Annotated in this window: 18 protein-coding genes and 1 pseudogene; 12 read left to right on the forward strand and 7 right to left on the reverse strand. The window is 34.3% G+C overall.

Translation table 11 applies throughout. The annotated features are described in order from the left end of the window. Positions 1-211: 211 nt before the first annotated feature. From BMY96_RS03545 to BMY96_RS03565, 6 genes and pseudogenes are all read left to right on the forward strand, one after another. Positions 212-1,567: a TrkH family potassium uptake protein gene (locus BMY96_RS03545; RefSeq protein ID WP_092849173.1), complete on the forward strand. Its 1,356-nt coding sequence runs from the start codon at positions 212-214 to the stop codon at positions 1,565-1,567. Between the two features lie 2 nt (positions 1,568-1,569). Further along, on the forward strand, positions 1,570-2,328 hold the full coding sequence (locus tag BMY96_RS03550) for an EI24 domain-containing protein (protein WP_092849176.1): 759 nt from the start codon (positions 1,570-1,572) through the stop codon (positions 2,326-2,328). Further along, positions 2,318-2,860 (forward strand): GNAT family N-acetyltransferase, encoded by a 543-nt coding sequence (locus BMY96_RS03555; protein ID WP_092849178.1) that lies wholly within the window; start codon positions 2,318-2,320, stop codon positions 2,858-2,860. Before BMY96_RS03550 ends, BMY96_RS03555 begins: the two co-directional genes overlap by 11 nt. Before the next feature lie 182 nt (positions 2,861-3,042). Then, positions 3,043-3,393 (forward strand): annotated as a pseudogene (locus BMY96_RS16100) (transposase); the annotation flags it as partial. 315 nt (positions 3,394-3,708) lie between these two features. After that, a complete protein-coding gene (gene hemF, locus BMY96_RS16105) occupies positions 3,709-4,611 on the forward strand; it encodes an oxygen-dependent coproporphyrinogen oxidase (protein ID WP_175473513.1) in 903 nt (300 codons plus the stop codon). A gap of 10 nt (positions 4,612-4,621) precedes the next feature. After that, a complete protein-coding gene (locus BMY96_RS03565) occupies positions 4,622-5,008 on the forward strand; it encodes a YchJ family protein (protein ID WP_092849182.1) in 387 nt (128 codons plus the stop codon). On the opposite strand, the gene BMY96_RS03570 is transcribed toward BMY96_RS03565, so the two are convergent. Beyond that, entirely contained in the window at positions 5,009-7,645 is a 2,637-nt protein-coding gene (locus BMY96_RS03570) for a DEAD/DEAH box helicase family protein (protein ID WP_139205208.1), read from the reverse strand. Between the two features lie 75 nt (positions 7,646-7,720). On the opposite strand from BMY96_RS03570, the gene hemB reads away from it, so the two are divergent. From hemB to BMY96_RS03600, 6 genes are all read left to right on the forward strand, one after another. Beyond that, positions 7,721-8,710, forward strand: coding sequence for a porphobilinogen synthase (hemB, locus tag BMY96_RS03575; protein WP_092849187.1), 990 nt, complete (start codon positions 7,721-7,723; stop codon positions 8,708-8,710). 24 nt (positions 8,711-8,734) lie between these two features. Beyond that, complete coding sequence (locus BMY96_RS03580) at positions 8,735-9,820, forward strand: CNNM domain-containing protein (protein WP_092849189.1); 1,086 nt, start codon at positions 8,735-8,737, stop codon at positions 9,818-9,820. A 64-nt stretch (positions 9,821-9,884) separates the two neighbouring features. Continuing rightward, positions 9,885-10,358 carry a methylated-DNA--[protein]-cysteine S-methyltransferase gene (locus BMY96_RS03585; protein ID WP_092849192.1) on the forward strand — a complete coding sequence of 158 codons (474 nt, stop codon included), beginning with the start codon at positions 9,885-9,887 and terminating at the stop codon, positions 10,356-10,358. A gap of 185 nt (positions 10,359-10,543) precedes the next feature. Next, the gene (locus tag BMY96_RS03590) at positions 10,544-11,689 is read left to right on the forward strand and encodes a serine hydrolase domain-containing protein (RefSeq protein ID WP_092849195.1); all 1,146 of its coding nucleotides are present in this window, start codon (positions 10,544-10,546) and stop codon (positions 11,687-11,689) included. 25 nt (positions 11,690-11,714) lie between these two features. Next, positions 11,715-12,428, forward strand: coding sequence for a 3'-5' exonuclease (locus BMY96_RS03595; RefSeq protein WP_092849197.1), 714 nt, complete (start codon positions 11,715-11,717; stop codon positions 12,426-12,428). Next, complete coding sequence (locus tag BMY96_RS03600; protein WP_092849199.1) at positions 12,429-14,108, forward strand: ABC transporter ATP-binding protein; 1,680 nt, start codon at positions 12,429-12,431, stop codon at positions 14,106-14,108. A gap of 291 nt (positions 14,109-14,399) precedes the next feature. Here BMY96_RS03600 and BMY96_RS03605 read toward each other — a convergent pair whose 3' ends face one another. The 6 genes from BMY96_RS03605 to BMY96_RS03630 form a co-directional block, all read right to left on the reverse strand. After that, positions 14,400-15,053 carry a 3-oxoacid CoA-transferase subunit B gene (locus tag BMY96_RS03605; protein ID WP_092849202.1) on the reverse strand — a complete coding sequence of 218 codons (654 nt, stop codon included), beginning with the start codon at positions 15,051-15,053 and terminating at the stop codon, positions 14,400-14,402. A 66-nt stretch (positions 15,054-15,119) separates the two neighbouring features. Continuing rightward, positions 15,120-15,824 carry a CoA transferase subunit A gene (locus BMY96_RS03610; RefSeq protein ID WP_092849204.1) on the reverse strand — a complete coding sequence of 235 codons (705 nt, stop codon included), beginning with the start codon at positions 15,822-15,824 and terminating at the stop codon, positions 15,120-15,122. Positions 15,825-15,946: 122 nt separating this feature from the next. Further along, positions 15,947-18,295, reverse strand: coding sequence for a penicillin-binding protein 1A (locus BMY96_RS03615; RefSeq protein ID WP_092849206.1), 2,349 nt, complete (start codon positions 18,293-18,295; stop codon positions 15,947-15,949). A 46-nt stretch (positions 18,296-18,341) separates the two neighbouring features. Continuing rightward, complete coding sequence (locus BMY96_RS03620) at positions 18,342-18,836, reverse strand: gliding motility lipoprotein GldH (RefSeq protein ID WP_092849211.1); 495 nt, start codon at positions 18,834-18,836, stop codon at positions 18,342-18,344. Next, the gene (locus tag BMY96_RS03625; RefSeq protein ID WP_092849214.1) at positions 18,823-20,154 is read right to left on the reverse strand and encodes a PSP1 domain-containing protein; all 1,332 of its coding nucleotides are present in this window, start codon (positions 20,152-20,154) and stop codon (positions 18,823-18,825) included. Before BMY96_RS03625 ends, BMY96_RS03620 begins: the two co-directional genes overlap by 14 nt. A gap of 217 nt (positions 20,155-20,371) precedes the next feature. After that, a complete protein-coding gene (locus tag BMY96_RS03630; RefSeq protein WP_245750531.1) occupies positions 20,372-21,292 on the reverse strand; it encodes a radical SAM protein in 921 nt (306 codons plus the stop codon). Positions 21,293-21,537: the final 245 nt, after the last annotated feature.

The raw sequence follows: 21,537 nt of genomic DNA on the forward strand, positions 1-21,537 counted from the left end.
TTTTGGGCGTTACCTACTTTTTATGTAACATTAGGTTTTAAACATCTAATTATCGTTGTAAAAAAGTAGGTCGGGCTTTCGGCAGTCGCTTTTTTGTGTTGCATATGTGCAACAACACAAAAAGAGCTCCAACAAATGCCTTTATCCCTAACGCAAATGTTATACATTAAAACCATGATCAGGGCAAATAATTGTGTAAAAACAGATAATCATGCCAAACAAATTTAAACAGTTAACAAAAAAATACAACTTATTAAAAAAAGGTTGGACACCCCAACAAAACCTATTTTACGGGTTTTTTACATATATACTTCTAGGGTTTATATTATTATGCTTACCCATCTCTCAAAAAGGAGAAGCTACTATCCTAGACCACCTTTTTATATCCACCTCGGCAGTATCAACAACAGGGTTGGCGACTATTTCTATTTTCGATACTTATAATGTTTTTGGTCAGTTTGTTATCATGGTATTAATCCAGCTTGGAGGTATTGGTTACTTAACCTTTACCACCTTCATGTTGTTATCTACTACCAGAAAAATGACCCTTTGGCATAAAAAAATATTATCTACAGAATTTACACTTCCAAAAACTATAAAAATTAAAGACTTTCTAAAATCTGTAATTCTCTTTACACTTATTATGGAGTTTATAGGCGCCGTCTTGTTCTTTATAGCATTTAATTCAAAGGGTATGCCTATACTTGAAGCACTTTGGTCTTCAATTTTTCATAGTATAAGCACCTTTTGCACCGCAGGTTTCAGCTTATTTAATAATGGATTTACAGACTATGTAGACAATCATTTTATAAATTTCACCATTTCCATGTTAGCTATTTGTGGGTCATTAGGATTTATAGTTATAACAGACTTTGGTTTATTAATAAAAGATAAAACACATAAACTAAGTTTCACAACAAAAATAATTTTTTACGGATTTTTAATTCTACTAACGTTTGGTACATTATTCTTTTACTTTTTTGAGCCTTCAATAATAGAACTACCAGCAGAATCCCGTTTTCTAGCATCATTTTTTCAAACCATGACAGCTATGACAACCGTTGGTTTTAACACGGTAGATTTTGGAGCGTTTTCTCAAGCCATGATGCTTATTTGCATTTTCTTAATGTACATTGGAGCCTCGCCATCTGGTACAGCTGGAGGAATAAAAATAACAACCTTAACAGCCGTATTTGCCATTTTAAAAAGTCAACTAAAGGGAAGTAAACACATTACGTTCTTAGGACGCGTTATTCCCTACGAACGGTTATATACAGCCATGTCTGCATTTATTTTTTATACCATAATTATCTTACTTGGTACATTCCTAATTACTATTACAAACGACCTTAAATTTGAAAACATCCTATTTGAAGTAGCTTCTGCTCTCGGAACAGTAGGAATTAGCACAGGCATAACAGCCGAAATAAATACATTTGGACAAATTGTTATTATCTTTCTCATGTTTATTGGCCGCTTAGGTGTACTTACCTTTGGTTTAGCACTTTGGTCTAGAAACTTAAAAAACGACAAAGAACCCGCTTTAGTAGATGATATAGCAGTTTAGTTATGGTTAAAAACATCATTTCAGGAATTAAAGCATACTTCGGTGCTTTCAGTCTAATTTCAAAATTAAAACTCTGGAAATATTTTGCTATTCCTATGCTAATTAGCCTAATAACCGCAATTGCTGTTTTTGGTTCAGCTTACGGCTTATCGGATAATATTGGCGCATTCATATCAAAAATCTGGATTTGGGATTGGGGTAAAGAAACATTTTCATCTATTAGTAATTTTATTGGTGGCTTAATTATCGTGGTTATTGGGCTCATTCTTTTTAAACACATCATTATGGCATTATCAGCGCCATTTATGAGTCCCGTTTCCGAAAAAATTGAAGCTAATTTTACAGGTAATCCACCACATTCACATAGAAATACAAGCTTTTCAGAACAATTATGGCGAGGTATTCGAATAAACATAAGGAACCTGGTTAAAGAACTATTGTTTACCATTCCTATTCTACTTTTAAAATTTATTCCTGTAGTTAATATATTTTCAACCATTTTACTCTTTATGCTACAAGCATATTATGCCGGTTTTGGTAATATGGATTATACGTTAGAGCGTCATTATAACTATAAGGATAGCCTACAATTTGTTAGCAAGCACAAAGGTTTAGCAATAGGTAACGGTATTGTTTTTATCCTGTTTTTATTAATTCCGGTAATTGGTGTAATTTTAGTGCTACCCTTATCGGTAACAGCAGCTTCAACAAAAACGGTAGAAGCACTTCAAATTAAAAACAAACCCATACATGCAGCTTAATTTTGCATTTTATCGCATTACACCTATTCACCAAAAAGATGGATGGTCTTTATGCAACTTTGCTGTGGCTAACGAAGACCGATTAAAACGCTATTTCCCAAAAACTTTAGAACAGAATTTAACACCCGATTTATCAAATATTTTTGTTGCTAAAAAAGCAAAACATTTTGAATCCGAAGAAGAATTTTTATTCACTATTAAGGAAATTGAAACCCATAAATTAATTGGTTTAGTGTATATTAAAGAAGTTAATTGGACTACCAAACAAGGCGAATTCGCGTATTGCATCGACTACAATTTTGAAGGTAAAAGCATAATCACCGAAGCTGTAAAACAGTTATCAGATCACGCCTTTGAGAACTTAGGGTTACAAACGCTTCAAATTATAGCGCATAAAAGTAATATAGGTAGTTTAAAAGTTGCCAAAAACAACAATTTTACACATATTAAAACATTAAAAAACGAACACACACCTCCAGGAGAACAACCTTTAGATATGGAGTTGTATGAGCTTTATAAAGAGATTGAATAAATGAAAGTAAGACCTGCGAGGTTTCCAAAACCTTGTAGGTCTCTTATCTAAAAAGTAAAAATGATTTAGTAACGAAAACCTGCGGAGTTTATTCGACCTGCGAGGTTTACAAAACCTTGTAGGTCTCATATCTAAAAACACATTTACCAAGCATACTAAAACCCTATAGATTAAAAGTTACAATGAAACTCGAAATATTAGAAAAAGGTAATTATTATCACATCTTTAATCGAGGTGTAAATGGCGAAACCATTTTTAAAAGTGATGATAATAAAATTTATTTTTTAAATCTCGTTCAAAAACACTTAGACCATAAAGCAGCTATTTTAGCCTACTGCTTAATGGATAATCATTTTCATTTCTTATTAGAAATTATTTCCGAAACTAAGGTAGCACATCAATCTATTTCGAACCTGTTCAACGCCTATGCAAAAGCTTTTAATAAACAACAAAATAGAACAGGAAGTTTGTTCGAAAAACATTTCCGAAGAAAAAAAATAGATACCGAAGCTTATTTAAAAAATGTTATTCTATACATTCATACAAATCCTCAGCTTCATAAAATTAGTAATAATTACAAAAACTACGAGTTTTCATCATTTCGCATTTACAATAATAACACCTTAAAAAATATAGTATCCATTGATAAATCTTATGTCATTCAACAGTTTAATGACTTAAATAATTTTATTTTTGCTCATAATGAATATTTATCGTTACCTGATAATAATTTAGGCACAGACCTACAAGGTTTTAAAAACCTCGCAGGTCAAGAAACTTTTACCAAAAACGAGAAGCAAAACCAGCAAGATCTAAAAGACCTTGAAGGATTGAAAGGCAAACAATCAATGAAAGATAAATTCTACCAATACATACAAAACTTACAAGACAGCATAACCTCAAAACTAGAAGCTATTGATGGCAAAGCTAAATTTCAAGAAGACATTTGGAAACGACCAGAAGGTGGTGGCGGCCGCACGCGTGTTATTGAAAACGGTAATGTTTTTGAAAAAGGAGGCGTTAACATTTCTGGTGTTCATGGTAAATTACCAGACAGCATGCAAAAATATTTTGGCGTAGAAGATGCCGATTTTTTTGCCTGCGGATTAAGTTTGGTTTTGCATCCTAAAAACCCAATGGTGCCAACCGTACATGCCAATTGGCGTTATTTTGAAATGTATGATAAAACAGGAAACATTGTAGACCAATGGTTTGGCGGTGGACAAGATTTAACGCCATATTACTTGTTTGAAGACGATGCTAAACACTTTCACCAAACCTGTAAAACAGCTTGCGATAAGCATAATCCAGAATTCTACCCAAAATACAAAGCACGTTGCGACGAATATTTTTATAATGCACACCGAAATGAAGGCCGAGGTTTAGGCGGTTTATTTTTCGATTATTGTAAAGCTACCGATGATATGAGTATGCAAAACTGGTACAATTTTGTAACCGAAGTTGGTAATAGTTTCCTAGAAGCTTATGTTCCTATTGTTGAAAAACGCAAAGATTTACCATATACAGATGCCCAACGCAATTGGCAAGAAATTCGTCGCGGACGCTATGTAGAGTTTAATTTAGTACACGATAAAGGCACGCTTTTTGGCTTAAAAACTAACGGACGTATAGAAAGTATTTTAATGAGTTTACCACCGCATGTACAATGGGTTTACGACCACCATCCGGAAGCTGGGAGCGAAGAAGAAAAACTTATTAAAGTATTACAAAATCCCATAAACTGGGTTTAAAAACATTATTATGGACTGTTACTGCGGAAGTTTAAAAACCTACTCGAATTGCTGCCAAAAGGCTCATATAAACATAACTGATGCCAAAACCGCAGAGCAACTTATGCGCTCTAGATATGCGGCTTTTGTTAAAGCCGATGGCGATTATTTAATGGCAAGTCATCATGCTTCTACCCGACCAATAAAAGAAAAAGCGTCGATTGTAAAATGGGCAAAATATGTAGAATGGATAAAGCTAGAAGTTCTAGAAACAACAAAAGGCACCGAAACCGATACCCAAGGTACCGTAACCTTTCAAGCGTATTTTTATGAGAAAGGCAAAGTGGAAATCATTTACGAAAAATCGGCTTTTGTAAAAGAAAACAATACTTGGTTTTATTTAGGTTTGAGTAAATAACTACTTCCAAACAATCACCTCTTTAGACACCTCTTTAAACGCATTATAAGCATGAAATAATCGTGCCTTTAAAAGAAGTTTTCGGCCATCAACTTGTCGTGTAAACACCATTTTATTTCTACCCAAAAATTTTGTCCAATGCTTCTTAAAAACGAGTGCATTTTCCTTCTTGTTGCCAAAAATTTCAGGAACAGGATAAAAATTTTCAACATTAAGTCGTTTTCTAAAAAAACTGGTCTTTATAATTAAATATCGAGGCGAATCTACAGGAGCTAACATTTCGGTTAATGCACTAGAAAACAAAGCACTCTCATAATTATTAGCTCCAACTAGCATACATACCACATCTCCTTTATCTAAGCGTGCTGAAACAACTTCAATATTTTGAATATTAGTATTTAAAAGCTTCAACTCATACATGGTATTAAGTATGGCTAAACCTATTTTTTTAATCTTTTTATGCAAGTATCCATAACGTAAATACAACGACACCGCTTTGTATAATTTTAAACCAAAACGAAAAACAAAAGCCCCCATAAACGCATAAATAAAATACGTTAACCCGCGACTAATTATAAGTTGCAGACCTTCTAGAATAAACTCAAAATAAAACCACAATATGGTTAGCGATAATTCGGCAACAAAAAACCGTACAACATCAAAAAAGTAAATTTGCTTTTGGGCTTCATAAGGTTTCTCATCTAGATAAAGCCATTTAACTTGTTTAGTTAATTTTGTACCGCTCCCAATGGAGCTTGCCCATTGCTTTGTTATTAATGGTCTTTGTCGAGATTTCTGTAAAGTTTCAGCATTTAGACTATCAATAGCTTCTACCGTTAGGTTTTCAGGTAAATTAAGACGATCAAAACCATTAGATATATAAGGAATTGAGGTGTATGTAATACCAACAAAGGCCTCAAAACGTCGTTTTAATATATCAACTTCTCGTCCGCCATCTGTTACCGTAGGGTCTACACAAGCTAAATGCCAAATGTTTCCTGTTTTATTAGGTTTGCTAGCATCTTTTCTAATCGCTCTACCTCGCATTTGGTTTGATGACACAAAAGACCCCACAAAAGAAGCTAAAATTAAACTGTTAATTGAAGGTGCATCCCAACCTTCGCCTAACAACGATTTTGTTCCTATTAAAACTTTTATTGTACCATTCTCAAAAAGCTGCGTAAGTATTTCGACTATCGATTTTTCGGGTTTACCTTTAGTCGTTACTTCCAAAAATTCGTGATCACTAACTAGAGTAGAAAACGAAAAATTATCCATATTCCCTATCGCTTCAAAAGCCTTTAAAATAGAAGTGTGAATTATAACCAAACTACCCGTTAAAACAGCTAATTCGTTGTTATGAGAACAATATGTTTTTACATATTTAAAAATAGGTAAAACACCAATTTTATTAATGGTTTCAATAGCTTGTTTAGAGGTGTTTAAAAACTCTTTCCGTATATAATCGGTTAAAATGACACAACTTAAATTTTCTCCCAAAGATTCCCTTTCGGACGCCACAATTTTTACAATACTTTTAAGCTTGCTTGGGCTATACGCCAAAGATTTATAAAGCAATTGCTCGCCAACAAAATTCACTTGGTTACGCTCTAAAACATTAAGTCTTCTTAGTTTTTTTTCGAGCGTTACAAGATAATCTTCGTGAGTTATCAAAGTTTCTCTATCTGTTACTAAAAGGTTTTGAAGCAGAATTTCCAACCATTCTAAATTGAGTTTTGGAAACCGAATGGTTTCATTTTTATTAAAACCCAGAATTTCTAAGGTTTCTGCTTCTATGTAAACTCCACAGGCATTCAAAAAAATTAAAATGGATGAGAAGTAGGTTGTATTTGTGTAAATTTCATCTAAATGAATCTTTGGATTCTTATAAAACCTATGATTTTTAAGAAGCGCTATAAACGATTCATCATGCAATACATCGTCTTGAAATTTCGAGATTTTTTGTCGGTAGTCAACAATGAAATTAATTTCTAAATCGTTGGGTTTCGAAAAATACACAAAATCTTGATGCGGACATAAATCGTTTTCTTTTACCAAATCGGGTACCGCAATTTCATCGTCTACCTCGCCACACAATGTAAAGTATTTGGCAAGCTCACTTCGGCTACTATCGTAAGGCGGTGTTGCAGTTAGTGCCACTACAAAAAACGAATTACGGTTTTTTAAAGCCATCAAACATTTCCACCAAGCACTTTTTAAATGGTGTGCTTCATCTAAAACTACGGTTTCAATATTATGGGTTTCGAAAAATTTAAAATAATCTTCTTCATCTTCAAAAGACTTATAAAGCGCATGAAGTGATTGGTAGGTTGAAAATGTAATAGCACTAGGCGATTTTATGTTAAAGGAACAAGCGTCGAAACCATTGTTTTTAGTAAAAAACTCCTGCAACCTGTTTTCCCACTGATTTCGTATAGTTAGCGTAGGTGCTAATATCAATGTCTTTTTGCCTAATCGCCTTAAAATTTCGATTCCTAAAATGGTTTTTCCCGATCCTGGAGGCGCAATAACATGAAAATGGTGGTCTAAAACATGACTATCAAAATTTTTTAATAGGGTTTCCTGATAACTTCGCCAAGGGAACTTAAATTCTAAAACACTTAGGGATTCTAGCAATACAAAATGAGTTTTAATGATTAACTTTGTATTTGATAAAAGTAAACATTATCAGAACAATTTTACATTAAAACTATGTTTCCATTACGAAGAAATAGAAGATTAAGAACCAACGCAGCCATTCGCGCTTTAGTTCGTGAAACCGTTATAACACCAAACGATTTTTTAGTGCCGCTTTTTGTGGTTGAAGGCAAAGGCATAAAAGATGAAATCCCATCGATGCCAAATTACTTTCGCTATAGTTTAGATTTGCTTGAAGGCGAAGTTAAAGAACTTTGGAGTTTGGGTTTAAAATCGGTGTTACTTTTTGTAAAAGTGCCAGATAATTTAAAAGACAACCAAGGTAAAGAAGCCTTAAACCCTAACGGATTAATGCAACGCGCTATTAAAACCGTTAAAAATGTGTGCCCAGACATGTTGGTAATGACCGATATAGCTTTAGATCCATATTCGGCTTACGGACACGATGGTATTATTGAAAACGGACAAATTATAAACGATGAAACCGCTGAGTTTTTAGCAGAAATGAGTGTTTCTCATGCGACCGCTGGAGCCGATTTTGTGGCACCAAGCGATATGATGGATGGTCGTATTCTTAGCATTCGCGAAGCTCTAGAAGATGAAGGTTTTATTAATACCGGCATTATGAGTTATTCTGCAAAATACGCATCGGCTTTTTACGGACCATTTCGCGATGCTTTAGACTCTGCTCCTGTTGATTTAGTAGATATTCCGAAGGATAAAAAAACCTACCAAATGGATTTTGGTAACCGTTTTGAAGCGATTAAAGAAACCGAAATGGATATTGACGAAGGTGCCGATATTGTTATGGTAAAACCAGGTCTTTCTTATTTGGATATTTTAAGAGACATTAAAAACGAGGTCGATGTTCCTGTGGCTGTATATCAAGTTTCTGGAGAATATGCCATGATAAAAGCAGCAGCCGAAAAAGGTTGGCTAAACCACAACCAAGTTATGATGGAAACCACTATGGCATTTAAACGTGCTGGTGCAGATATTATAGCAAGCTACTTTGCTAAGGATGTTGTAAAATTATTATCGTAAATTAGCCATTAACAAAATAAACCTATGAGCGCATTACTTTTTTGGGCAACCATTTCTATTTTCTTTTCTTTTTTATGTTCCATCCTCGAAGCTGTTTTATTAAGCGTTACTCCAACCTTTATAAACGTTAAAAAACAAGAAGGAAAGGACTATGCTCTAACTTTAGAGTCCTTAAAAAAAGATGTAGACAAACCGCTAATAGCCATACTTACGCTAAACACTATTGCACATACTTTAGGTGCAATGATGGTTGGTATTGAAGCCGAAAGCTTACCTTATAAAATTGAACTTTGGGGTATAAATACTGTAGGTGTAGTATCGGCAATCATGACATTTTTAATATTAGTAGCCTCAGAGATTGTACCAAAAACCATTGGCGCAACCTACTGGAAACAATTAGCAAACTTCACCTCTAAAGCGCTTACAGTATTGATTTTTCCTTTAAAATGGACAGGAATTTTATGGCTATTGCAATTAACTACAAAATTAATTGGCGGTAAAGGTCATGGTAGCGTTTTAAGTAGAGAAGGGTTTATGGTAATGACCGATATGGCTCATGAAGAAGGTGTTTTTCAAGAAAACGAAAGTAAAATCATTAAAAACCTTTTAACCTTTAAAGAAATATTTTCGAAAAATATCATGACACCAAGAACCGTTATGAAAACCGAAAACGAATCGACTACAGTTGAAGATTTTTTTAATAGAAACTTAAACCTTCGCTTTTCTAGAATTCCAGTATTTTCTGAAACCGAAGACAACATAAAAGGCCTAGTTTTAAAAGACGAAATTTTTAAAGAAATGGCTTTAGGTAATGGTAATAAAAAATTAGCAGACCTTAAAAGAGATATTATTATTGTAAATCGTGATTTAGCCATCCCTACACTTTTTGAAAAACTTGTAGAAAGCAGAAACCACATGGCCCTGGTAGTCGATGAATATGGGTCGGTAAGTGGTTTAGTAACCATGGAAGATGTTATTGAAACGCTTTTAGGATTAGAGATTATGGATGAGAGCGATAATGTTTCAGACCTACAACATTTAGCAAGAAAAAGCTGGGAAGCACGTGCTAAAAAACTAGGTATTATTGAAGAAGATAAAGCTTCAGAGTAATGTAATATTCATATTTAAACCAACATGAATGTTGCAATTAACCATTTAAAATAAAACAATTCAGATGGAAAGCTGCATCATTAAATCACCTTTAGGATTCACTAAAATAATTGGTGATGTTGATGGCATTTCATCTGTTACCGTGCTCAATTCCGAAGAAAAAATTACAGATATTATTCCCGTAGAATTAGAGGATTGTGCAATTCAGCTCCAAGAATATTTTACGGGCCAGCGCAAACAATTCAACCTTAAATTAAATGCTAGCGGCACAGATTTCCAAAAACGCGTTTGGAGCACTCTAGAGCAAATTCCCTACGGAAAAACAACCTCTTATTTAGAATTATCAAAACAATTGGGCGATGTTAAAGCTATTCGCGCTGTGGCCAATGCTAATGGTAAAAATCCATTATGGATTATCGTGCCGTGTCATCGTGTAATAGGCAGCAACGGCTCACTTACAGGTTATGCAGGCGGTTTGCACCGTAAAAAATGGTTGCTAGAACACGAAAGTCCCTATAAACAACAAAGTTTGTTTTAAGTTTTGGGCGTTACCACAAGGGTCGCGCTATACGTTACTAGTTTTGGCTCAAAGCGGCCGCTCGCCAAAAGCTAACCACTACTATCGCTAACGCACCTATTTGCCAACATCAAGTTTTACCAAAAAAACAAAGTATACTTTTTAAAGATTCCCTATATTTAGTACATTAAAAACGTTTTAAAAACATGAAATTTATAAAAAAGCTATTTAAGTGGCTTATGGCTCTATTGGCCATTATCATAATTGCATTATACATTTTCGATTACGAATATATCCTTAGAGGTGTAAAAGTTGTCTATTTTACAGGACATAAAACGGCCTTTATAGATGACTATCCGTACTTTGAAAACGACACCATAAAAAAAGGCGACACGGTAGATGAATGGCCAATACATAAAAACTATAACAGCGTACAACCAACCGAAAAACTGAGTACAGTAAATAAAGATTGGGGAACCATAGCTTATGTAATTATTAAAAACGATAGTATTTGGTTCGAAACATATTACGATGGTTTTAATGCCGCATCAAAAACCAATTCGTTTTCAATGGCAAAAAGTATAACCTCTGCCCTTTTAGGAAAAGCCATTATGGATGGTTATATAAAAAACCTAGACCAGCCACTTAGCGATTTTTATCCGCAATATAATTACGCCAAAACCACCGTTGGCGATCTATCATCCATGGCCTCTGGTCTGGATTGGGTAGAGCATTACACGAGTCCGTTTTCGGTTACCGCAAGGGCCAATTACGATGACGATTTAGCCGAAACCATTTTAAACCAGAAAGTAGTAAAAACACCAGGAGAATCTTTTGAATATTTAAGCGGAAGCACACAACTTTTAGGTATGGTATTAAAAAAAGCAACTGGTAAAACGCTATCCAATTACCTATCCGAAAGTTTTTGGAAACCTATGGGAGCCGCAAACGATGCGTATTGGCAGGTAGACGATGAAGATAACCAATTAGCAAAAGCCTTTTGCTGTATAGCAAGTAACGCAAGAGATTTTGCACGCTTTGGAAAATTATATAAGGACAATGGAAAATGGAATGGTAAACAGCTTTTAGATTCCGCTTTTGTTAAAAAAAGTATTACACCGCGCTTTAAAGAAAGTCCAGAATATGGCTATGGCTGGTGGTTAAAAAATGTTGGAGACAAACATTTTTTTATGATGCGCGGGCATTTAGGACAATACGTCATTGTGGAGCCCGAAGACAATGTAATAATTGTGCGTTTAGGACATAAAAAATCGCCAGACCAAGGCATTGGTAAATTTACAAACGATATTACGGTGTATATTGAAGAAGCCTATAAAATGATGAATAAATAAATTATCGCTTTCGCGGAAATTAAAGATGATTAGTAAATTAAACCTCGAAAACATATTATTTCTGGACATTGAAACGGTTCCTGAAACGCAGTATTTTTCAGATTTAGATGACACCAAACAAGCCCTTTGGGAGCAAAAATCGAGATACCAAAGAAAAGAAGATTATACAGCCGAAGAGTTTTATGATCGTGCTGGAATTTGGGCAGAATTTGGCCTTATAGTTTGTATTTCGGTGGGTTATTTTACGTTTCAGGGTGAAAACAGAATATTTAGAGTCACTTCCTTTTATGGCGATGAAGTAAAAATATTGAAGGACTTTAAAAATCTTATTATTTCTCATTTTAGTCAAACCAAACATTTACTTTGCGCGCACAACGGTAAGGAATTCGACTTTCCTTATATTGCAAGGCGCATGATTATTAACGGTATTGAACTACCTTACAAACTCAATTTATTTGGCAAAAAACCTTGGGAAGTACCACATTTAGACACCTTAGAATTGTGGAAATTTGGCGATTATAAAACCTATACCTCTTTAAAATTATTAACCAATGTTTTAGGAATTCCATCGCCTAAAGACGATATTGATGGCAGTGAAGTGTATCGGGTGTTTTATGAAGAAAAGGAAATCGATAGAATAATTATCTATTGCGAAAAAGACACGATTGCCGTTGCCCAAATATTTTTACGCTTAAGAGGCGATTCCATTTTAACCGACGACGAAATTATACATATTTAAATGGCTGAAACTCCTATATTACAAATTAAAAATCTTACTATTTCGTTTGGAAACAACGAAGTAATTCATGGCATTTCTTATAATTTAAATAAGAATGAAATACTCGGAATAGTAGGCGAATCCGGATCGGGTAAATCGGTGTCATCCTTAGCTATATTAGGTATTCTTCCTAAAAAAATATCAAAAATAAATTTTGGCAACATACTTTATAATAACGATGATTTAACAACACTTTCGCCAAAATTATTTCAAAACATAAGAGGTAATAAAATTGCCATGATTTTTCAGGAACCTATGAGTTCGTTAAATCCATCGATGACTTGCGGGAAACAAGTTGAAGAAATCCTATTACAGCACACCAACTTATCTAAAAAAGAAGCAAAAAACGAAACGCTTTTACTTTTTGAAAAAGTTAAACTCCCCAATGCAGCCATTACACATCAAAAATACCCGCATGAAATATCTGGCGGACAAAAACAACGTGTTATGATTGCTATAGCCATTGCCTGCAAACCCGATATTTTAATTGCCGACGAGCCTACAACAGCACTGGATGTTACGGTACAAAAGGACATTATTAGCCTGCTAAAAGAATTACAAGCCGAAACAAAAATGAGCATTATTTTTATAACGCACGATTTGGCTTTAATATCTGAAATTGCACACAATGTTTTGGTTATGTATAAAGGTAATATTGTTGAACAAGGCCATGTATCTGATATTTTTAATAACCCACAGCACAACTACACCAAGGCCTTAATAAACTCTAGACCAACTTTAGATACTCGACTTAAAACACTACCAACTATTCAAGATTTTTTAGATGATACCATTTCAACAGAAATTGTAACTACGGCACAACGTAAAAAAAATCATGAAAAACTATATGCAAAACCACCACTTTTAGAGGTTATTAATGTTGAAAAAGAATATATTTCTAAATCGGGTTGGTTTTCTAAACCTCAGCATTTTAAAGCCGTAAACAATGTAAGTTTTAAACTTTACGAAGGCGAAACACTTGGCTTGGTGGGCGAATCGGGTTGCGGAAAATCAACCTTAGGTAACGCCATACTGCAACTAGATAAAGCTACTGCCGGTGCCATATTATATAAAGGTGTGGATATTACTAAGTTGTCAAAATCTAAAATTAGAACGCTTAGAAAAGACATTCAAATTATATTTCAAGATCCGTATTCCTCTTTAAATCCTAGAATTCCGGTTGGCGAAGCCATTTTAGAACCCATGATAGTTCATAAACTATATAATTCTGATAGTGAACGAAAACAAAAAGTAATTGAAATTTTAAACCGCGTAGGTTTATCTGAAGATTATTATAACCGCTATCCTCACGAATTTTCTGGCGGACAAAGGCAACGTATTGGTATTGCTAGAACTATAGCTTTACAACCCAAATTAATTGTTTGCGACGAGTCGGTTTCTGCTTTGGATATATCGGTTCAAGCACAGGTTTTAAACCTTTTAAATGAGCTAAAAGAAGATTTTGGTTTTACTTATATATTTATTTCTCACGATTTAGCCGTAGTTAAATATATGTCTGACCAATTACTGGTAATGAACAAGGGTAAAATTGAAGAATTGGATGACGCCGATACTATTTATAGCAATCCGAAAAAAGAGTACACAAAAAAATTAATTCATGCTATTCCAAAAGGATTATAGCATGAATATCTTTTTTGTTAAATAAACCAAACTCCTAAAAAACTGAATATTATGTTTCAGAGTTTCCTTGAATTTGCTTTCGTCATTAGTAGGTAATTCAGGTAGATTTGTTGCAAAATTCATAAGCGGTTAGTTTAAGGTAGATTTGGGGAAATCTTTATATTAAATTGGTTTCATTGGGCTCTACAAATATAGCACAGATTTTCAATATATCGTTAAAAAACACAATTAATCGATGAAACGCACTTAATTTTAACATTTAAGCGATTTTACCCGCAATAAAGACTTTGCCTAAATATCCATTTCTGGAATCTCACCTTCAATAATCAAGGTGCCTTCGGTAGCATTTTTAATAGTTTCCACGCTTACTCCCGGCGCACGTTCTAAAAGTTTAAAACCTTGATCTGTTACTTCTAAAACTGCAAGGTTAGTTACAATACGTTTTACACAACCAACACCAGTTAATGGTAAACTACATGCTTTAAGCAGTTTAGATTCGCCACGCTTATTGGTATGCATCATAGCCACAATTATATTCTCTGCACTGGCCACTAAATCCATGGCACCTCCCATACCTTTAACCATTCGCCCAGGAATTTTCCAATTGGCTATATCGCCATTTTCAGCCACTTCCATAGCACCTAAAATGGTTAAATCTACATGCTTACCACGTATCATTGAAAAACTAAGTGCCGAATCGAAAAAACTAGCACCTGGAAGCGTTGTTATGCTTTGTTTTCCAGCGTTAATAATATCGGCATCTTCTTCGCCTTCAAAAGGAAACGGTCCCATACCTAAAACCCCATTTTCACTTTGAAATTCAACTTCTATATCATCTCTCACATAATTAGCAACAAGTGTTGGAATGCCAATACCAAGATTAACGTAAAAGCCATCTTGTACTTCTTTTGCTATGCGTTTTGCTATTCCGTTTTTATCTAACATCTATTTAAGTTATAAGTTAATACATATTTAAAGTTATAAGTTACTCACTCTATGGTAAGCTTAACTTTAAGTAATTTTTGGTCTTACAGTACGTTGTTCAATTCGTTTTTCGAAAACTTCACCTTTAAAAATGCGTTGCACAAATATCCCTGGAATATGAATTTGATTAGGGTCCAATTCGCCCAAAGGCACCATTTCTTCAACCTCAGCAACCGTAATTTTTGCTGCACCACACATGTTAGGATTAAAATTTCTAGCAGTTCCTTTAAAAATTAAGTTACCAGCAGCATCGCCTTTCCAGGCTTTTACAAAAGCAAAATCGGCTTTAAAAGCATGCTCTAAAACGTACATTTTACCATCAAATTCTCGTGTTTCCTTACCTTCGGCAACTTCAGTACCATATCCTGCAGGTGTATAAATAGCAGGAAATCCGGCTTGTGCTGCTCTACAACGCTCGGCTAAAGTACCTTGCGGAATCAACTCAACATCCAACTCACCAGACAACATTTGACGCTCAAACTCATCATTTTCACCAACGTAAGAGGACACCATTTTTTTTATTTGTCTTTTTTGAAGCAACAGCCCTAATCCAAAATTATCGACCCCAGCGTTATTGGAAATACAGGTTAATCCTTTTACACCAAGTTTAACTAATTGTGCAATGGCATTTTCTGGAATTCCACTTAGCCCGAAACCGCCAAACATAAATGTCATATTATCAGATACGCCTTTTAAGGCATCTTGTACATTTGCTACTTTTTTATTAATCATTATATTCAGTTTTTGCAATATAAATTTACGAATAATTGAATGATAAGTGGAAATTAATAACAAATAAAAAAACCATCCTTTTCAGAATGGTTTATACTCTATAATTTTATAAGGTTTAGATATTATCCAAAATCTAAATCTTCTGGTGTATTTTCATCTTGATCTTCATCGGCATCAGAGGTACTTTCATGCTTAGAACAATCTACATTAATTGATAAGTTTTCAGGTTTTTTAAAATCTTCTTTAGAAATATCTAGTGCTTCATCTTCATAACAACTTTTCATATAAACACCCCAAATTGGTAATGCCATTGCTGCACCTTGACCGTAAGTTATCGATTTAAAATGCGCTGCTCTATCCTCGGCACCAACCCAAACTCCTGTAACTAAATTAGGTACCATACCCATAAACCAGCCATCACTTTGGTTTTGTGTAGTTCCTGTTTTACCTGCAATAGGGTTTGTTAATTCGTAAGGATATCCGGTAATAACCTCCTTGTATTCTTGCCTGTTTCTAGCCCAACTATGTCTTAATCGTGCACCCGAACCAATCTGTGTTACGCCTTCCATAAGCTTTACAGCCACATACGTTGTTTCTTCACTTAATACATCGCGCGTTTCTGGTTTAAACTGGTATAAAATAGTTCCATTTTTATCTTCAATACTAGTAACCATAACAGGCTTTGTATAAACCCCTTGGTTTGCAAAGGTTGAATATGCGCCTACCATCTCGTATACACTAATATCTGGTGTTCCTAAGGCAATGGATGGCACCGGAAGCATTTCGGACTCAATACCTAGTTTTTTAGCCAAATCGACAACCGTTTGCGGCCCTACTTTATCTATTAACTGCGCTGTTACTGTATTTACAGAGTTTGCTAAGGCATTTTTTAAAGTTCTTGTTCCGCCGTAATCACTGTCGCCATTAGAATTTTTTGGACACCACTCTTCTGGGTTTCCAAATTTATTAGCCTCTATACAAAACGGTACATCTGGAAATTCATCGCAAGGCGAATAATGCAATTGATCGATGGCTGCGGTGTAAACAAAAGGCTTAAACGTAGACCCAACTTGACGCTTTCCTTGTTTTACCATGTCGTATTGAAAATGCCTGTAGTTAATACCACCAACCCATGCTTTTACGTGTCCGGTTTGCGGATTCATAGACATCATACCTGTTCTTAAAAAGGATTTGTAATAACGCATAGAGTCAATAGGCTTCATGAGCGTATCTACTTCTGATGCTTTACCGTCTTTCCATTCAAAAACCGTCATTTTTACTGGCTTATTAAACGACTTGATAATCTCATCGTTAGATTTTTTTAAATCGTATTTCATGTGCCTCCAACGCTCAGATTGTTTCATTCCGCGTTTTAACAAGGCATCAATTTCCTCTTTTTCTAAATCTAAAAAAGGCGCTGTTGGATTTCTTTGCGGTGTGTTTTGGTTAAAAAATTCGGCTTGTAGCTTTGGCATGTGTTGCTGTACAGCATTTTCAGCGTAGGTTTGCATACGTGAATCGATAGTTGTATAGATTTTTAGTCCATCGTTATACAAGTTCCATTTTGTGCCATCTGGCTTTGGATTGTTTTTAATCCAGTCTTTCATAAAACCATCTAAATACCCCCTAAAATAAGTAGCAATACCCTCGCGATGCGATTCTGGAGAATAGTTTAAATCTAGTTCGGTTTTTTGAAGTGAATCTTTTACAGCTTCGGTAATAAAATCGTATTTATACATTTGTGCCAACACCACATTACGTCTGTTTTTAACGCCTACAGGATTACGCTCTGGCCTTGGATTATATAAGGACGAATTTTTAAACATCCCTACCAACATAGCAGATTCTTTAATACTTAAATCTTTAGGCTCTTTACCAAAATAAATACGTGCTGCACTACGAATACCATCGGCATTGTTACCAAAATCGTAGATATTAAAATATTGCGCAATTATTTCTTCTTTAGTGTATTGACGCTCTAAACGCGTTGCAATAATCCACTCCTTAATTTTTTGAGAAATTCTACCAAAAGTACTTCTAGAAGCCACTCCTGTAAATAATTGTTTTGCTAATTGCTGAGACACGGTACTTGCACCACCACCGCCACCTAAAGTAACAATAGCACGTAACGTACCTCGAGCATCGATACCAGAATGTTCATGAAAACGAACATCTTCGGTTGCTATAAGCGCATCGACTAAATGTTGAGGAAATTCTGAATAGTTAACTGGCGTTCTATTATCGTTTAAATAGAATTTACCTAGTGTTTGCCCATCCGAAGAAATAATTTCGGTAGCTAAATGTGTTTTAGGATTTTCTAAAACCGTGTGATCTGGTAAATCCCCGAAAATAGAGGTTAGAAAAAAAATCAGGAAAAGAGAAATAACACCTCCTAAAAATACGATCCAAAACCAACGGACATATTTTGAAAAATCTTGAACTGCTTTAGTTTCTTTTTTTGCTTTTGCCATTTACTATGTATTAAAAAACACTTAGCCTAAACCAAGTGAGACCATTTTATTTTGCATTATTATGTTCTACCCTAAACCCTATATCTGTAATACCATCCAGCTCCACAACACCATTTACCTTTCCGTTTTCGCGCATAGCATGCTGAATGTTTACCGTATAAGTGCCCGATTCTTGAAAAACCACACCTTCCTTATACCACAACTTATTTTCTTTAATATCGGTATAACCTTCGCCTAAAAGTTTACCACTTGGTTCGGCCATCCTATACTCTAAAGTGTCTTTTATTGTTTTACCATGCGGAAAAACCATTTCGACAATTAAAAAAATATTGTTGAATTTATAAGCATTAGTATTTCTTAAATTAACAAATAAATTATGCTTGTTTATAGAATCTGGAGGGGTAACCTTAAAACTTATAATAGAATCTTTATGCCATGCATTAGGAACCGATTTGTATTTATCATACACCCCATTAGAATCACAAGACACTGTTACAATAGTAACTATTAATAAAAATAATACAACTTTATTTTGCAGCATTATTATTGTTTTGAGGTTTTTTCCTGTTGTTTTTTCTGCGTTTGTTTTGACCTTGACCACCTTGACCTTGATTTTTTACATTAGGCTTGTTAGGGTTTGGCTTTTGGTTATTTTGGTTTCTATTTGATGCCGCATTTTTATTGTTTGAAGCACCTTTGGCATTAGAAGGCTTTTTATTACCCTGATTACCTTTCCTTCTATTATTTTTACGTTTATTATTGCCTTTTGGACTATCAAAACGTGTTAAACTATCTTGACCAACAACGTTTTCAAAAACCTCTTTAGTATCCACCTCTACAAGCTCAGAAGCATATTCTTCAAGACTAGCTACTTTTTTCTTTTGCTTATTTAGCTCAATAATTTCGTTTGCTTGATCGGTTGTAATTTTGTGCCAATTCATCCACTCACCTTCATAGGCATACCATAAGTGGCCCTTAAAAATGTCTGTTTTTTGGCAAACTGCAGTTCCCTTTTGGGTGTATAACTTGGTATCGTTTTTAGGAAAGCTTTTTAAGGCATCTAAATACGTGTCTAGCTCATAATTTAAACAGCATTTTAATTTACCACACTGTCCTGCTAACTTTTGAGGGTTTAACGATAATTGCTGATAACGAGCCGCCGATGTACTTACCGAACGAAAATCTGTTAACCACGTAGAACAACATAACTCGCGGCCACAAGAACCAATACCACCAAGTCTTGCAGCTTCTTGACGAAACCCCACTTGTTTCATTTCAATACGGGTTCTAAACTCGCGTGCAAAAACTTTAATTAACTCTCTAAAATCAACACGCTCTTCTGCAGTGTAATAAAACGTCGCTTTACTAGCATCGCCTTGAAATTCGATATCCGAAATTTTCATTTGAAGTTTCAAATCGATTGCAAATTGACGTGCTCTAACCTTCATAGGTTCTTCCTTGTCTCTTGCTGCCGACCAAATATCTATATCTTTCTGACTTGCTTTGCGGTAAATTTTTAGAACTTCTTCCGGGTTTTCCGAAATGTTTTTACGTTTCATTTGAACGCGCACCAATTCCCCCGTAAGGGTAACCATACCAATATCATGACCAGATTTGGCTTGTGTAGCAACAATATCGCCAATACTTAAGGTTAAATTTTCTGTGTTTTTGTAGTACTCTTTTCTGCCGTTTTTGTAACGTACCTCAACCCAATTATATGGTTTTTCTCCGTTAGGTAAAGACATGTTTGCCAACCAATCAAAAACGGTTAACTTATTACAACTGTCTGTACCACAAGTACCATTATTTTTGCAGCCTTTTGGAGAGCCGTCTTTAGTTGAGCAACTTGCGCAAGCCATATTTTATATATATTGATTCCGTATAGAAAAGTATCTAGCGGAAGATGGTTCGTAACTATTCTTTTTTTAATTTCATCTTACAGCATAGCAACCTGTAAATACCTGATAATGAAATTTTAAGAAGCCCACATATAACTGCTATAATAAAAAAGGCTTCAAGATGTAAATATAAGATTATTCTAAGAGACTATAAAGCAATGGGTTTTTTAATTTTTTTTCAATTAAAGTTCACATCATAATTAAGCTTATTAGATGTTGTATCAAGTTGTTTTTTAGATTTAAAAATATTAGAAAACAGTAATTTACTCCAACCTATTTTCTTACTAAACTCATTAAAACTTTCTTCTTTCCAATTAAAATTTTCTTTCCAAAAACTAGTAGGAGACACATAACAAAAGGTATAATCGAATATAAAACTAGCTTCGTTTTTATGTGCTAATTCAGTAATTGATTTAGGCGCCAACAAGGTTATTTTATTAGACTTACAATGTTTCGAAATGCCTTGTATTATTTCGGAATAGCTATCCTTTAAACTCGAAATATCAAAATTATTATATTCTGTATTGCCTATTTTTTGAATGGGGCGCACTTGAAGAATATCGAAACTATCGCCATCAAAATAACTAAAAAAGTCTTTTAACTCATGAAAATTATCCTTATTAAACGTATAATTTATACGCACTTTAAAATCGTATTGTTTTTTAAGTTTTTTAAAGGCATTAAAAGCAGCATGAAACTTGTCGTAATCTGCTTTTTTCATGAAGCTTTCGTAAGATTCCCTTTTAACGCCATGAAGCGAAATGGTAAACTCGTTTAAGCCGGCTTTTAAAAGTTCCACTATTTTCGTTTCGGTAAGTAAATTAGCATTTGTAGTAAGCGATATATATGGCACTTTATAAACTTTACCTAATGCTATTAATTCTGGTAATTTCTTGTACAATGTAGGTTCTGTACCACAACCAACTTGTAATTTTAAAGCACGGCTAAAAACGGTTTCGGCAACACGTTTAATTTCTTCCTCTTTAAACTGGCCTTTTAACTTTTTAACATATTCTTTATCTGTAAAATAACACATTTTACAACGTAAATTACATGCCAAAACAGGATCTAAATTTACCGCTAAATACCTTTTATTCAACTTATGTAAAATATACAACCCCAGAAATTTCACCCTATGGTTTTTTATTTTCTTATTAAGTTTTAAAAGTTTATATATATCCATTAAATTATTTTCTGCGCTTCAAAAGTATACAATTAATCGGTTTTACATAGTAACTGATTGTTCATTATATATAAAACATAACCCTTTACCCACTATTAAACTCCAAAAAACCAAAAAAATTATACAGCTTTATAAAACCACAAAACACCCAACACTAAAAA

The sequence above is a fragment of the Algibacter pectinivorans genome (genome assembly GCF_900112595.1).
Classification (GTDB): Bacteria; Bacteroidota; Bacteroidia; order Flavobacteriales; family Flavobacteriaceae; genus Algibacter_B; species Algibacter_B pectinivorans.